13 protein-coding genes and 1 other RNA gene are annotated in these 13,858 nt (G+C 66.6%); 9 read left to right on the top strand and 5 right to left on the bottom strand.

What is annotated here, in order from left to right; all coding sequences use genetic code 11:
* Positions 1-23: 23 nt before the first annotated feature.
* Both ssrS and Q2K57_RS07190 read right to left on the bottom strand, forming a co-directional pair.
* Positions 24-208: non-coding RNA, 6S RNA (gene ssrS / locus Q2K57_RS07195), on the bottom strand.
* Between the two features lie 45 nt (positions 209-253).
* A complete protein-coding gene (locus Q2K57_RS07190; RefSeq protein ID WP_112055694.1) occupies positions 254-553 on the bottom strand; it encodes a cell division protein ZapA in 300 nt (99 codons plus the stop codon).
* A gap of 141 nt (positions 554-694) precedes the next feature.
* Here Q2K57_RS07190 and Q2K57_RS07185 point away from each other — a divergent pair, with 141 nt between their 5' ends.
* The 4 genes from Q2K57_RS07185 (at position 695) to Q2K57_RS07170 (ending at position 5,291) form a co-directional block, all read left to right on the top strand.
* Positions 695-1,270: a UPF0149 family protein gene (locus Q2K57_RS07185; protein WP_304526457.1), complete on the top strand. Its 576-nt coding sequence runs from the start codon at positions 695-697 to the stop codon at positions 1,268-1,270.
* Between the two features lie 20 nt (positions 1,271-1,290).
* Positions 1,291-2,628 carry a Xaa-Pro aminopeptidase gene (pepP, locus tag Q2K57_RS07180; RefSeq protein ID WP_304526456.1) on the top strand — a complete coding sequence of 446 codons (1,338 nt, stop codon included), beginning with the start codon at positions 1,291-1,293 and terminating at the stop codon, positions 2,626-2,628.
* Between the two features lie 89 nt (positions 2,629-2,717).
* On the top strand, positions 2,718-3,950 hold the full coding sequence (ubiH, locus tag Q2K57_RS07175) for a 2-octaprenyl-6-methoxyphenyl hydroxylase (RefSeq protein WP_304526455.1): 1,233 nt from the start codon (positions 2,718-2,720) through the stop codon (positions 3,948-3,950).
* 90 nt (positions 3,951-4,040) lie between these two features.
* Positions 4,041-5,291 (top strand): UbiH/UbiF/VisC/COQ6 family ubiquinone biosynthesis hydroxylase, encoded by a 1,251-nt coding sequence (locus Q2K57_RS07170; protein WP_304526454.1) that lies wholly within the window; start codon positions 4,041-4,043, stop codon positions 5,289-5,291.
* 255 nt (positions 5,292-5,546) lie between these two features.
* On the opposite strand, the gene Q2K57_RS07165 is transcribed toward Q2K57_RS07170, so the two are convergent.
* The 3 genes from Q2K57_RS07165 to gpmI all read right to left on the bottom strand — a co-directional run bounded on the left by Q2K57_RS07165 (position 5,547) and on the right by gpmI (position 9,777).
* Positions 5,547-6,854, bottom strand: a complete 1,308-nt coding sequence (locus tag Q2K57_RS07165) for a S41 family peptidase (protein ID WP_304526453.1) — start codon at positions 6,852-6,854, stop codon at positions 5,547-5,549.
* A gap of 77 nt (positions 6,855-6,931) precedes the next feature.
* A complete protein-coding gene (locus tag Q2K57_RS07160; RefSeq protein WP_304526452.1) occupies positions 6,932-8,209 on the bottom strand; it encodes a murein hydrolase activator EnvC in 1,278 nt (425 codons plus the stop codon).
* Positions 8,206-9,777, bottom strand: coding sequence for a 2,3-bisphosphoglycerate-independent phosphoglycerate mutase (gene gpmI / locus Q2K57_RS07155; protein WP_304526451.1), 1,572 nt, complete (start codon positions 9,775-9,777; stop codon positions 8,206-8,208). Before gpmI ends, Q2K57_RS07160 begins: the two co-directional genes overlap by 4 nt.
* Before the next feature lie 241 nt (positions 9,778-10,018).
* Here gpmI and Q2K57_RS07150 point away from each other — a divergent pair, with 241 nt between their 5' ends.
* The 5 genes from Q2K57_RS07150 (at position 10,019) to gshB (ending at position 13,848) form a co-directional block, all read left to right on the top strand.
* The gene (locus Q2K57_RS07150; protein ID WP_112055699.1) at positions 10,019-10,441 is read left to right on the top strand and encodes a rhodanese-like domain-containing protein; all 423 of its coding nucleotides are present in this window, start codon (positions 10,019-10,021) and stop codon (positions 10,439-10,441) included.
* Positions 10,442-10,501: 60 nt separating this feature from the next.
* A complete protein-coding gene (gene secB, locus Q2K57_RS07145) occupies positions 10,502-11,011 on the top strand; it encodes a protein-export chaperone SecB (protein WP_112055700.1) in 510 nt (169 codons plus the stop codon).
* Between the two features lie 27 nt (positions 11,012-11,038).
* Positions 11,039-11,773 (top strand): 16S rRNA (uracil(1498)-N(3))-methyltransferase, encoded by a 735-nt coding sequence (locus Q2K57_RS07140; protein WP_112055701.1) that lies wholly within the window; start codon positions 11,039-11,041, stop codon positions 11,771-11,773.
* Between the two features lie 145 nt (positions 11,774-11,918).
* Entirely contained in the window at positions 11,919-12,692 is a 774-nt protein-coding gene (locus Q2K57_RS07135) for a S1 RNA-binding domain-containing protein (RefSeq protein WP_112055702.1), read from the top strand.
* A 148-nt stretch (positions 12,693-12,840) separates the two neighbouring features.
* Positions 12,841-13,848 carry a glutathione synthase gene (gene gshB, locus Q2K57_RS07130; RefSeq protein WP_112055746.1) on the top strand — a complete coding sequence of 336 codons (1,008 nt, stop codon included), beginning with the start codon at positions 12,841-12,843 and terminating at the stop codon, positions 13,846-13,848.
* The last annotated feature ends 10 nt before the right edge of the window (positions 13,849-13,858 follow it).

Genomic DNA, 13,858 nt, shown 5'->3' with positions numbered 1-13,858 from the left:
CTCACGGCGGGCGGCGGATATCGAGGTTCCCCAGAATGCCGCTGTCGTTCTGGCCCTTGAACCCATTGGTTCAAGGTGGGTGGCCGCAGACAGACCGTCAGGCTTTCCGTCGCGCGGACATGCACACGGGTCTGTCTAGCATTTGGCCCCCTGGGTAATGCGCATAGGCTCGAGGGACTGTAACGGCTGGCGTACATTCCAGGGAACGCCTTCATCCTACCAGAGCGGGGCTAAGCGCCAAAGCGCAGATTGCTCAGCCGCTCTTGCCAGCATCCAGTGCTCGTTCGAGACGCTCGTTGAGGCGGTTGAGGCTCTCCTCATCGGCCTTGCGCTCGTCGATCATCTGCAGGAGCTCATTGGTGATGTTCAGCGCCGCCATGATGGCGGTCTTCTCGGTGCCGAGCACCTTGGACTGGGAGTGGATGCCATGCATGGCGCGATCCAGATAACGGGCGGCGCGGTCGAGCTGGTCCTGTTCATCCGGTGGGCAGGCGATGACGTAGCTGCGGCCCAAAAGAGTGATGTCGGCAGTGCGACGGGCGTCATCGGTCATCGGTGGGCTCCAGACCGGGCCAGCGATGGGCCCGATGCGTTACTATGAAAGATATCGATTCACTATAAGAGAGCCGCTCGCGAGCGGTCAACGCAAGCCATGTTCGCCGGCCGCCGCGCCGGCCCGATTCAAGAGTGTTTCATGTCACTGATCAACGATCGCCTCGACTTTTCCACGGTTGCCGATGTCTTCCTGATGCACGGCAGCATGCAGTCTCCGGCCTTTCAGGATGGGCGACTGGCCGGCGCCCTGGCGCTCAATGACCTTAGCGCCGAAGCCTGGCTCGATGAGCTGTGCGCCACTTTCGGTATCGAGCAGCCGCGGGATCCGGAAAGTGCCGAGGTGCTGCTCGGCTGGCGTCGTCAGGCCCTCGATGCCCTGGCCGCCGCCGAACTCAACTACGAGCCGCTGTTGCCTGACGACCTGTTCTCCCTGGCCGAGCGCGCCCAGGGCCTGCAAGAGTGGACACTGGGCTTTCTCGAGCTGGTCCAGGCCGTTGACACCGAAACGCGCAACGCCTGGTCGGCGAACTTGCGTGAAGCGCTGGACGATCTGCAGACGCTGGCAGGTATCGAGGTCGACCTGGATGACAGCAGCGAGAACGAGAACGACCTCTTCGCGCTTACCGAACATGCCCGCATGGCGGCCATGCTGCTCTACACCGAGCAACATCCCGGCCAGCCGCAGGTCGAAGAGGTTGACGCCCCACAACAGTGAACCCCGTCTCAGGAGTCGAGATGTCACCCGAAATGCTTCCCCGCCCGGCCGCCATCGGCCGGGACGAGTATCGCCAGCGCTGCCAGACCCTGATGGCCGCCCTCCCCTCGCAGAGCGCCGTATTGCTACCTGCGGCAAGCCTTACGACGCGCAGCAATGACAGCGACTATCCCTTTCGCCAGCGCAGTGATTTTCATTATCTGACCGGTTTCCCCGAACCCGATGCTCTGCTGCTGTTGCTGCCCGGGCGTGAAGCCGGCGAAAGCGTGCTGTTCTGTCAGGAGCGCAACCCAGCCATCGAGGCCTGGACCGGCATCCGCTTTGGCATCGAAGGAGCGCTGGCCCACTTTGCCATCGACGAGGCTTTCGAGAACCCGGTGCGGGTCGAGCATCTCGCCGAGTTGATCGATGGCCGCGAGACGCTGTACCTGCTGCTCGACGACGCCGAGAGCCTGGCGCTTGCCGATGAGGTGCGCAGTGAGCTCAAGGGCCGCGCCCGGCGCGGCGCCATCGCTCCGCAGGCTCTGGCCGACCTGGCCCCGCTGCTGCACGAGCAGCGTCTGGCCAAGAGCGAGGCCGAGCTCGCCCTGCTGCGCCACGCCGGCGAGGTCTCGGCGCAGGCCCATGTGCGCGCCATGCGTACCGCCCGTCCTGGCCTTCATGAGTATCACCTGCAGGCCGAGCTTGAGCATGAGTTCCGCTGGCAGGGCGCCCAGGGTCCGGCCTACGACAGCATCGTGGGTGGTGGTGCCAACGCTTGCGTGCTGCACTACATTGAGAACCACGATCCGCTTGAGGACGGTGAACTGGTGCTGATCGATGCCGGCGCCGAGTTCGATCTCTATGCCGGCGACATCACCCGCACCTTCCCGGTCAACGGCCGCTTCTCAAGCGCCCAGCGCCAGCTCTACGACATCGTGCTGGCGGCCCAGGAGCGCGCCATCGAGGCCGTGACGCCCGGCGCCACCCTGGCCGCCATTCACCAGGGCGTGGTGCGCGACCTGTCACGCGGACTGGTGGAGCTTGGCCTGCTCGAGGGTGATCTCGAGGCGGTGATCAGCGAAGAGCGCTACAAGCGCTTTTACCTGCATTCTACTTCCCACTGGCTGGGCCTGGATGTGCACGACGTGGGCAGCTACCGCCGCGACGGCGAGCCTCGCCCGCTGGTGCCCGGCATGGTACTGACCGTGGAACCCGGCCTCTACATTCCCGACGACGAGGACATTCCCGAGGCCTTCCGCAGCATCGGCATCCGCATCGAGGACGATGTGGCGGTGACCGCCGACGGCCACGAGGTGCTGACCGCCGGAGTGCCCAAGCGGGTAGCAGAGATCGAAGCCCTGATGGCCAAGGAATGATCAGCGCCAGCGGCCGACAAGACTGCCTTACGTAATTTACGTAAAGGCGAGATTTTCTTTACGTTGAGCGAAAGCGAATGCAAGAGCGCATGACCCAAGACGCCCGCAAAACGCAGGATAGGCCGTGTCAGCGGGTCGATATCGCCATCGTCGGCGGCGGCCTGGTGGGGGCGAGCCTGGCCTGTGCCCTGGCGCCCCTGATCGAGCGGTCGGGGCTTAACGTGGCGGTGATCGAGGCCAATCCTCTGCCCGACCTCGATGAGACGGCCTATCAGCCGAGCTTCGATGCCCGGGCCAGCGCTATCGCCCAGGGCTCTCGAGATCGCTTCGAGGCGCTGGGGCTATGGACGGCGATGGCCGAGGAGGCCGAGCCGATCCGCCGCATTCATGTCAGCGAGCGCGGGCGGCTGGGGGCCACCCGGCTGAATGCCGGGGAGTTCGGCGTCGAGGCGCTGGGCTATGTGCTGCCCAATGCCTGGATGGGCCGAGTGCTGCATCAGCGGCTCGGTGAGCTGTCCCTTGATTGGCACTGCCCGGCGCGGGTGACCTCGATCAGCCCGCAGGATGGCGGCCATCGGCTTGAGCTGGATGATGGCAGCCGGATCGAGGCGGGCCTGACGGTGCTGGCCGATGGCGGCCGTTCAGGGCTCAAGGAGCGGCTTGGCATCGAGAGCCGGCACGAGGCCTATGATCAGGTGGCGGTGATCGCCAACCTGGAGGTCAGCCGATCCCACGACGGCGTAGCGTTTGAGCGCTTCACCCCCGAGGGGCCTCTGGCGCTGCTGCCGCTGTCCGGCCAGCGTATGGAGCTGGTGTGGACCCATCAGGGAGGCGCCGAGGGGGAGACCCTGGCCGCCAGCGACGGCGACTTCCTGGCGCGTCTACAGCAGGCCTTCGGCGATCGGGCCGGTCACTTTCGCCGGGTCGGCAAGCGCCACGCCTATCCGCTGTCGCTGGTCACTGCCACCGAGCAGGTGCGGCCCGGTCTTGCGGTGCTCGGCAACGCCGCCCATGCCCTGCATCCGGTGGCCGGTCAGGGCTTCAACCTGGCGCTGCGCGGTGTGATGGATCTGGTGGCCGCCCTCGAGGAGGGATTGGAAGCCGGCCGCGCGCCGGGCGATATGGCCACCCTGCAGGCTTTCGAGGCCCAGCGCGCCGCCGACCGTCACAGCGTCACCCGCTTCAGCGATGGCCTGATCCGGCTGTTCGGCGTTGACCACCCGCTGCTCTCGCATGCCCGGGCAGCGGGACTTATCGGCCTTAACCTGGCGGGGCCATTGCGCCGGGCCCTGGGGCGCCGGGCCATGGGGCGCGAACGCTGACACGCTGCGATGGAGGCTCACGCAAGGTCATCACTCAGGGCTGTCATGCAGGGCCGTCAGGCCGGGTCATAGGAAACACGGGAGAACGAGATGCAGCAACAGCAAGGCACGCCCGATGAGGCGATCATTGTCGGCGCCGGCATGGTGGGCGCGACCCTGGCGGTGCTGCTGGGCCAGGCCGGCGTCGCGGTGCGACTGCTCGATGCACGCCCGGCCAGCCTGCCCGACGACACGGCCGGCCGTGGCCGGCCTGGCCTCAGAGTCAGCGCCCTTACGCCGGTCTCCCAGCGCCTGCTGGAAGGCCTCGGGGTCTGGCCGGCGATGGCCGAGCGCCGTTTGTCGCCCTATACCGCCATGCAGGTGTGGGACGCCGAAGGCAGTGGCGAAATTCGCTTCAGCGCCGATCAGGCCGGCGTGCCGGTACTTGGCCATATCGTCGAGAATGACGTCACTCAGGCCGCCCTGGAGGCGTGCCTCGCCTCCCTGCCCAACGTGCGCTGCGAGGCCGAGGCGCGTGTGGTTGCCCTCGAGGAGACCCATCAGGGACGTCAGCCACGGCGCGAGCTGCTGCTGGAAGACGGCCGCCGGCTCAGCGCGCCGCTGTTGGTGGCCGCAGACGGCGCCCGCTCACCGCTTCGCGAACGGGCGGGTATCGAGACGGTGTCCCGGGAGACCGGTCATGTCGCCGTGATCACCACCGTGCGGCTCGGGCGTTCGCATGGCGGCGTGGCTCGCCAGGCCTTTCTCGCCACCGGGCCCCTGGCCTTTCTGCCGCTGCGCATCGAGGGTCGCGATGATCACTGCTCGATCGTCTGGTCGACCAGCCCCGATGAAGCCGCAAGGCTGACGCGTCTATCGCCCGACGCGCTGGGCGAGGAGCTGGCGGCGGCCATCGACCATCGGCTTGGCGTGGTCACACCCATCGATCGCGCGGTCAGCGTGGCGCTGACCCAGCGCCACGCGCGTGACTACGTGCAGCCGGGGTTGGCGCTGGTCGGCGATGCCGCCCACAGCATCCACCCGCTGGCCGGTCAGGGGGTCAATCTGGGGCTGATGGACGTCGCCGTGCTGGCCGAGGAACTGCTGGCCGCCCGCGAGCGGGGTGTGCCGATGGGAGACGAGCGAATCCTCGCCCGCTATGCCCGGCGCCGGCGCGGTGACAACGCCAGCATGCTGATGTTGATGGATGGCTTCCGTCTGCTGTTCGGGGCGCGCCAGCCCGCACTGACCCTGGCTCGCAATCTGGGGCTTGCCGGCATCGACCGGCTGACGCCCCTCAAACGCGTGATGATGCGCCAGGCGATCGGTGAGCGCGGCCGCCTGCCCGCCAGCTGCCGCTGATGCACCGGGCGGGGATCGACCGCTCGCAGGCTATCCGCATGCGGCCTATCTGCACGCTATCTGGGCGTGGCCCAAGTGTGGGGCTCTGCTGAGGGTCGATAGGTGTACTAGGGGGCTGCAGTAACTTTAGAGGGCCAGAATTCAGAGGGACAAAGAACGGGGCGCATCGACTGGCTGTCGATGCGCCCCGTTCTGTTAGGGAGACTCTCTTCGGCGACGCTCTTGGGCGAGTGCCTTTGGGTTAGCGCTTTCGACCTAGCGCTCGGCCCTGGGGCCAAGCACATTGAGTGCCTTGAGCAGGTTCAGCGCTTCGCTGAGCTGATAGTCGTCGCGCACCTTGGGCGAGGTCTCTGCCGCGGCGTTGCTATCGCCGCTGCCCTTGAGATGCCCTGACAGGTCGGCTTCGCGCAGCCGCTGAGCGAAGCCGTCGGCGACTTCCAGGCGTCCGCGCACTACCTGCACGTCGGGGCTGATGCCCAGCGCCTGGATCGAGCGTCCATTGGGGGTGTAGTAGAGCGCGGTGGTCAGCTTCAGGCCGTCGCCGTTACCCAGCGGCATGATCTGCTGCACCGAGCCCTTGCCAAAGCTCTCTGTGCCCATGATCACCGCACGGCGCTGGTCCTGCAGGGCGCCGGCGACAATCTCCGAGGCCGAGGCGCTGCCGCCGTTGATCAGCACCACCATTGGCACGTCGGGGGCGGTGGTCTGGGCATGCGCCGAGAAGCTCATCTGGCTGTCGTCGAGCCGACCCTCGGTGTAGACGATCAGGCCCTGATCGACGAAGGCGTCGACCACCTCGACCGCCGCCTGCAGCACGCCGCCGGGGTTGTTGCGCAGATCCAGGACCAGGCCGTTCAGGGCGCCCTCCTGCTGCATGTCGGCAAGGGCGTCGTTGACCTGCTCGCCGGTGCTGCTCTGGAACTGGCTGATGCGGAGATAGCCATAGCCGGGCGTCAGCAGCTCGTGCTTGACGCTCTCGGTGCGAATCACCTGCCGGGTCAGGGTCAGGTCGCGGGGCATGTTTTCGCTCTGACGCAGAATGGTAATGCGAATATCGCTGCCCGGCTCGCCGCGCATCAGCTCCACCGCTTCCTGCAGCGACAGGCCGTCGGTGGCGGTGTCATCGATACGCAAGATGGCGTCCTGTGACTGCAAGCCGGCTTTGGCCGCGGGGGTGTCGTCGATGGGTGAGATCACCATCAGCTGACCGTCGCGCATGCCGACTTCGATGCCGATGCCGCCGAACTCGCCTTCGGTGGTTTCCCTGAGGCTCTGGAATTCCTGCGGGTCGAGGTAGGTGGAATGCGGGTCCAGCTCGCTGAGCATGCCGCGCATGGCGTTATGCAGCAGGGTGCTGTCATCGACCTCGTCGACGTAGGCGCGCTTGATGCGCTCGAAGACCTCGGCGAAGGTCTGGACGTCGGCGACCGGCAGGTCGTCGCCCGAGGTCTGGGCCTGCGCCTGAGCGGAAGCGGGCAGCGCCAGCAGGGCTGCGCACAGCCAGGCCGTGAGCCGGGTCGAGAAAAACCGGGTCGAAAACAATAGGGGGGCCTTGACGCGCATTCGGTCTCCGTCGCGGAACTGGGGGCAAGTGCCCAGCATAGCGTTACAGCGGGGCAGGAATCCATTGATAGAGGTGCCTAGCGTCGGGCGATCCAGGTCGAGGGGTCGATCGGCTCGCCGTTGCGGCGCACCGCAAAGTAGAGTGCCGGAGTGGTGCGGCCGCCGCTTACGCCCACGGCGGCGATGGTCTGACCGACGGTCACCGCATCACCGGGGGAGACCGTGAAGTGCTGAAGGTGGGCGTGCAGAGTCATCACGCCGTCGCCATGATCGATGATCAACAGGTTACCGAAGCCGCGCATCCAGTCGGCGAAAACCACCCGTCCGGCATGCACCGCCTTGACCGGGCTGCCCGCCGCGGCCTTGATCAACAGGCCGTCGCGATCCACCCCTTCGCCGGCGCCGAAGCGCGATAACACCTGGCCTTGAGTCGGCCAGGGCAGATCGCCGCGGGTCGATTCGATAGCGGTGGTGGGCGGCGGACGCTTGAGCGCGGCGAGCCGGTCGCGGACGTCGCCCAACACCTGCTCGGCATTTTCCCGCTCTTCCTTGAGGCGCGCCTGCCGCGTGCGCCCGCGGCTGATATCGGCATCGAGCTCGCTGAGCAGTGCCTCGCGCTCGGTGCGACGCGAGGCCAGCGCCTGGCTGCGCGCTTCGACTTCCTCGCGCACCCTAGCTAACTGATCGATCTGAGTGGTCAGGGCCTGGCGGTTGTCGGCAAGCTTCGCATCCAGCGTCGCGAGCTCGTCCAGACGAGCCTTGCGGGCGCGTGACAGGTGATTGAGATAGGTCTGCAGGCGATCCAGCCGCGTCGGGTCGTCCTGGTTGAGCAGCAGCTTGAGCTCGGGGGTGACGCCGAGGCGATAAAGGGCGTCGAGCTGTTTGGCGAGGGCCGCCTCCTGGGCACGGCGCTCGCCTTCAAGAATATCCCGACGGTCCTCTAGATCGGCGATGTCATCGTCCAGCGAGCGTCGCTCGGCCTGCAGCTCATCCAGCCGGCGGTGAGTGGCGGCCAGCGCCGTCTCCACTTCGGAAAGCGATTCGGCGGCATCGTCGCGGGCCTCGCGGCGGCCGGAGAGTTCGCGCTCCAGGGCCTGAATATCCTTGGCCAGGGCGTCCACTCGCGCCTTGGCCGCCTCCTCGTCGGGGGCGGCCAGGGCGGGCGTGACCAGGTCAATGGCCGGGCCAGCGCTCAGGGCATAGGTCAGGCCACAGGTCATCAGCAACGTTAACCCGGCCCGGGGCATCGCCGACAGGGCGTCGGTGAGCCGGGCCGGGACAAGCCGCCCCGCCGTCCAGGACGGCGAGCGGCGGGAGCTGGCTGACGAAGCGGCTTCGGGGTGCGGCGGGGTCACGACAGTTCGGTGAGTACCTGGCCGGTCATTTCCTCGGGGATAGCCTCGCCCATCATGGTCAGAAGGCTCGGTGCCAGGTCGCACAGCCGGCCATCTTCGCACAGCTTGGCCTTCCGCTTGGTGACCCATATCAGCGGCACTTCGCAGGTGGTGTGAGCGGTCTGCGGCGCACCGGTCTCCGGATTGACCATCTGCTCGGCATTGCCGTGGTCGGCGGTGATCAGGCACTCGCCGCCGACGCGCTCCAAGGCCTCGACCACGCGGCCGACGCAGGCGTCCACGGCCTCGATGGCCTTGACCGCGGCATCGAACTTGCCGGTATGGCCGACCATGTCGCCGTTGGCATAGTTGCACACGATCAGGTCATAGGTGCCGCCGTCGATGGCTTCGACCAGCTTGTCGGTGACCTCGACCGCGCTCATCTCGGGCTTCTCGTCGTAGGTCTTGACGTCCTGAGGCGAGGGAATCAACTCGCGAGTCTCGCCGCTGTAGGGCTCCTCGCGACCGCCGGAGAAGAAAAAGGTCACGTGGGCATACTTCTCGGTTTCGGCGATGCGCAGCTGCTTCATATCGCGCTTGGCGATGACCTCACCCAGGGTGTTGGTAAGCTCTGCGGGTGGGAAGGCGGCAGGCGTCGGAATGTCGGCGGCATACTGGGTCAGCATCACCAGGCCGTCGCCGGCAAGCGTGGGGCGTGCCTGGCGGGTGAAGCCGGAGAAGTCATCTTCGGCGAAGGCCCGCGTCAGTTCCCGGGCGCGGTCGGCGCGGAAGTTCATGAAGATCGCCGCATCGCCGTCGGCCATCACCACCGGCTCACCCTGGGGGCGGATACTGGTGGCGTCGACGAACTCGTCGGTCTCGCCACGATCATAGGCGGCGGCGAGGCCCTCGACCGCACTGGCGGCAACATGCTCGCCCACGCCTTCGGTGGCCACCCGGTAGGCCTTCTCGACGCGGTCCCAGCGGTTGTCGCGGTCCATGGCGTAGTAGCGGCCGACCAGCGAGGCGATGAAGCCATTGCCCTCGCCGACCAGCTCGGCGAGCCTTGCGTCGGCGCGCTCGATCGAGGCCTTGGCGCTTTGCGGCGCGGTATCGCGGCCGTCGAGGAAGGCGTGCAGATAGATCTGCTTGGCGCCACGGGCAGCGGCCAGCTCGGCCGCGGCCAGGATGTGATCCTCGTGGCTGTGGACGCCGCCGGGCGACAACAGCCCCATCAGGTGCACGGCGCGACCGGCCTTGACGGCGGCATCGATCGGCGCGATCAGAGTGGCGTTTTCCTTGAGGGTATCGTCCTCGATGGCCTTGGTGATCCGGGTGAAGTCCTGATAGACGACGCGGCCGGCCCCCAGGTTCATGTGGCCGACCTCGGAGTTGCCCATCTGGCCCTCGGGCAGGCCGACATACTTGCCGTCGGTATGGATCAGGCTATGCGGATAGTCCCTGGCCAGGCGGTCCATCACTGGCGTGTTGGCGGCGGCGATGGCATTCGATTCCAGCGAATCGCTGTGGCCATAGCCATCAAGGATGATCAGGGCCACCGGGCGCGGGCGGGAGTTGGCATCGGACATGAAAAGGCCTCGTTGGTAAACGTCGGGGATTCCCCGGTCGGCGGTGCCGGCCCGGGGTCGCGACTCACGGCTCCTTGGGGCATCATATCCTAGGGCGGTGCACAACGTCAGCCGCTCGGGTGCCAGACGCGTCAGGATGCCTTGTGTATACTGGGCGCCGCCCCGGCGGCGGGGCATCCTGTGTTTCTCAACACCCGCGATTATCAACACCAGTGATTTCCAACGAGAGTGTCCCGGACCCATGATCGATCAGTTGTTCGAATTCGTGCAGAACCACGCGCTGCTGGCTGGCGCCTTCGTGATCGTGCTGGCGGCCTGGATCGCCTACGAAACCATGCAGAGTGGTCGTAGCGGCGTCGATGCCAGCGAAGCCACCCAGCTGATCAATCGTGAAGATGCAGTGGTTCTCGATATCCGCGATGCCAAGGACTTCAAGGAAGGCCATCTGGCCGGCGCCCGCAATATCCCCCAGAGCAAGCTCGACAATCGCCTCCATGAACTCGACAAGGTCAAGGACAAGCCGGTGATTGTGGTCTGCAAGCAGGGTCAGGCCTCCGGCACGGTGCTTACCAAGCTTCAGAATGCCGGCTTCACCCGGGCGCTCAAGCTCAAGGGCGGCATGGCCCAGTGGCAGGCGGACGGCCTGCCGATGGTGCGCAAGTAAACCGCTGCGCGCCGTCTTTATCACCCCATACCATCACGCACGCTTCAAGGAACTAAAGCCATGGCGGAAGACAACAACCAAACCACCGGTGGTGCCGAAGGTGCCGCCTCCGGCGAGCAGCAGAACCAGCCGCAGTTTTCCCTGCAACGCATCTACGTCAAGGACATCTCCTTCGAGTCGCCGAACTCGCCGGCGGTGTTCCAGCAGCCGTTCAAGCCCAAGGTCGGCCTCGATCTGAACACCACCAGCAGCCAGGTCGGCGAAGGCCTCTACGAGGTCGTGATCAAGGTTACCGCCCAGGTCTCCCACAGCGAGACCGGCAATACCTCGTTTCTCGCCGAAATCCAGCAGGCCGGTCTGTTCCGCATCGCCAACATCGAAGGCGCGCAGCTCGAGCACACCCTGGGGGCCTTCTGCCCCAACCTGCTGTTCCCCTATGCCCGCGAGTGCATCGACAACCTGGTCAATCGCGGTGGCTTCCCGCCGCTGATGCTGGCGCCGGTCAACTTCGAGGCGATGTACGCCCAGAAGAAGCAGCGCGAGGCTCAGGCCAGCGAGACCACCCAGTAAGATGTACTCGATCGTCGGAGAGCGGCCGTGAGCGGCCCGCGCATCCATGTCGCCGCCGGCCTCAGCGTCGGCGGCGAGCTGGTGTTGCCCGAGGGCCCGGCGCGTCATGTGGCGCTGGTGCTACGCCTCAAGGAAGGCGCGGCGCTGACGCTGTTTGACGGCGAGGGCCACGAAGCCGCTGCCGTGCTGGTGGAGGTCACCCGCAAGCGGGTGGTGGCGCGCCTCGAGTCGGTGACCCCCGGGCGCGGCGAATCGCCGCTCGGGGTGCATCTTGGCCAGGCGATCTCCAAGGGCGATCGCATGGACTACGCGATCCAGAAGGCGGTGGAGCTCGGGGTGGCGGCGATCACCCCGCTTTATACCGAGCACGGCGATGTGCGCCTCAAGGGCGACCGCGCGGCCAAGAAGCTGGCACATTGGCAGGCGGTGGCCGCCAGCGCCTGCGAGCAGTGTGGCCGTGCCACCCTGCCGCCAGTGCATGCGCCGATGGCGCTGGCCGACTGGCTTGCTGAGCGCGGCGAGCCGCTGCGCCTGGTGTTGCACCCGGCGACAGAAGGCGTCTTCGAGGCGGGTAGCCAGTCGTCAGCGCCTAAGACGGCAGCGCTGCTGATCGGCCCCGAGGGTGGGCTCTCGCCCCGCGAGGTCGACCATGCCCTGGCTGACGGCTTCACTCCGCTGACCCTGGGCCCGCGCATCCTGCGCACCGAGACCGCCCCTGTCGTGGCGCTCACGCTGCTGCAGCATCACTTCGGCGATCTCTAGTTCCGAGAAGCTAGCCCTGAGACACGCGAGTGTCGAACTGCTAGCTCTAGACGCGTTATCCGGTGCGCTATCCTCCTGGTGCGCCTTTCCGTCTCGTCAGCCCCGTTCATCATCGCCTCTCATCGTTATTTTTCAGGATATGCCCATGACCCGGTCTTCCAAGGATCGCCCCGACACCCGTGGCGCACGCGCCGCCCATCCCGTTGTCTCCACCCCCGCTGCCGATGCGCCGCTGGCCGAGGTCGGCCAGGTGGCTTATCTGGAAGTGGTGGCGGTCAACAACACCGGCGCCTTTCTCGGCTGGGGGCGCCCCAAGGACTTGCTGCTGCCCTTCAACGAGCAGCCCTACCGTCCCGCGGTCGGCAAACGGGTGCTGGTGATCATCTTCGAGGACGATCAGGGCCGGCCCACCGCCTCGATGCGCCTGGACGACTTCCTCCACGACAGCGTCGACGACGCCCTGCGCGAGGGTAGTCTGAGCGAGGACGCGGCGGGCGCCATGGCGACGGGGCGTGCGGTGACGCTGGTGATCGGTGATCGCACCGACCTGGGGCTCAAGGCGGTGGTCGACGACCGGATCTGGGGGCTTCTGTACCACGACGAGCTTCCGCGACAGGTGCGTCGTGGCGAGCGCCTGACCGGCTATGTGAAGCAGCGGCGTGAAGACGGCCGCCTCGACCTGTCGCTGATGCCGGCGGGCGTCGCCAAGCGCGACCTGGCTACCGACAAGGTGCTGGCGGCGCTCGACGAGGCTGGCGGCTTTCTCCCGCTGACCGACAAGAGCCCCGCGCCGGCGATCAAGGCACGCCTGGGCGTCAGCAAGAATGCCTTCAAGCAGGCCATTGGCGGCCTCTATAAGGCACGACAGATCACCCTTGAGGCCAACGGCATCCGCCGGCGCGAAGACGACCAACACTGATCCACAGAGGCCGCTTGCCAAAAGCGTCGACCTTGGTGCTGGCCGCGTTGCTGCGGCATACTGCGGCCATCATGCCCATAGCGGCATTCCCCCCTAGCCGAGAGCCGTCTTGATGAGCGAGCCGATGAACGCGCCGAAGAATGAGCCCATGAACGAGTCGATTGACACCCCCGGGAACACAGCACGGGGCGGTCGCGCCCTGAAGATCGGGGTGGTGATGGATCCTATTGCCGACATCACCTATAAGAAGGACACCACCATGGCCATGCTGTGGGCGGCCACTGCGCGCGGTGCCTCGCTTCACTACATGGAGCAGGAGGATCTCTACCTGCGCGACGGCCGCGCCCACGCCCGGCTTCGCGATCTCGAGGTCTTCCACGACCCCGAGGATTGGTATCGCCTCGGTGAGCCGGTGGCCACGCCGCTTGCCGAGCTCGACGTGATCCTGATGCGCAAGGACCCGCCGGTGGACGGCAACTTCCTCAATGCCGTGCATCTGCTGGGCTTCGCCGAGCGCGAGGGCGTGCTGGTGGTCAACCCGACCCGGGCACTGCTCGAATGCAACGAGAAGCTCTTCGCCCAGCAGTTCCCCCAGTGCTGCACGCCGACCCTGGTGTCCTGCAGCGAACCGGTACTGCGCGCCTTCCAGGCCGAGCATGGTGATGTCATCTTCAAGCCGCTGGACGGCATGGGCGGCAGCGGCATTTTTCACGTGCTCCCGGACGGGCGCAATATCGGCGCTATCCTCGAGACGCTCTCCGATCGCGGCCACCGCCAGATCATGGCCCAGCGCTATCTTCCCGAGATCAAGGACGGCGATACCCGCATCCTGCTGGTCGACGGCGAGCCGATTCCCTATGGTCTGGCCCGGGTGCCGATGGCCGGCGAAACTCGTGGCAATCTGGCCGCCGGCGGGCGCGGCGTCAGCCGTGAGCTGACCGCCCGCGATCACTGGCTTATCGAACAGGTGCAGCCGATGATTCGCGAGAAGGGGCTGCTGTTCGTTGGCCTCGATGTGATCGGCGATTACATCACCGAGATCAACGTGACCAGCCCCACCTGCGTGCGCGAGATTGACGACCAGCGCGGCACCGACATCGCCGGTACCCTGATGGACGCCATCGAGCGCCGCCTCGACGCCCACCGGGCCGGCTAGCGCCCTCGCC

The organism is Halomonas sp. I5-271120 (assembly GCF_030553075.1).
Lineage (GTDB): Bacteria > Pseudomonadota > Gammaproteobacteria > Pseudomonadales > Halomonadaceae > Onishia > Onishia taeanensis_A.
This window is presented reverse-complemented; position numbering and strand designations above follow the sequence as displayed.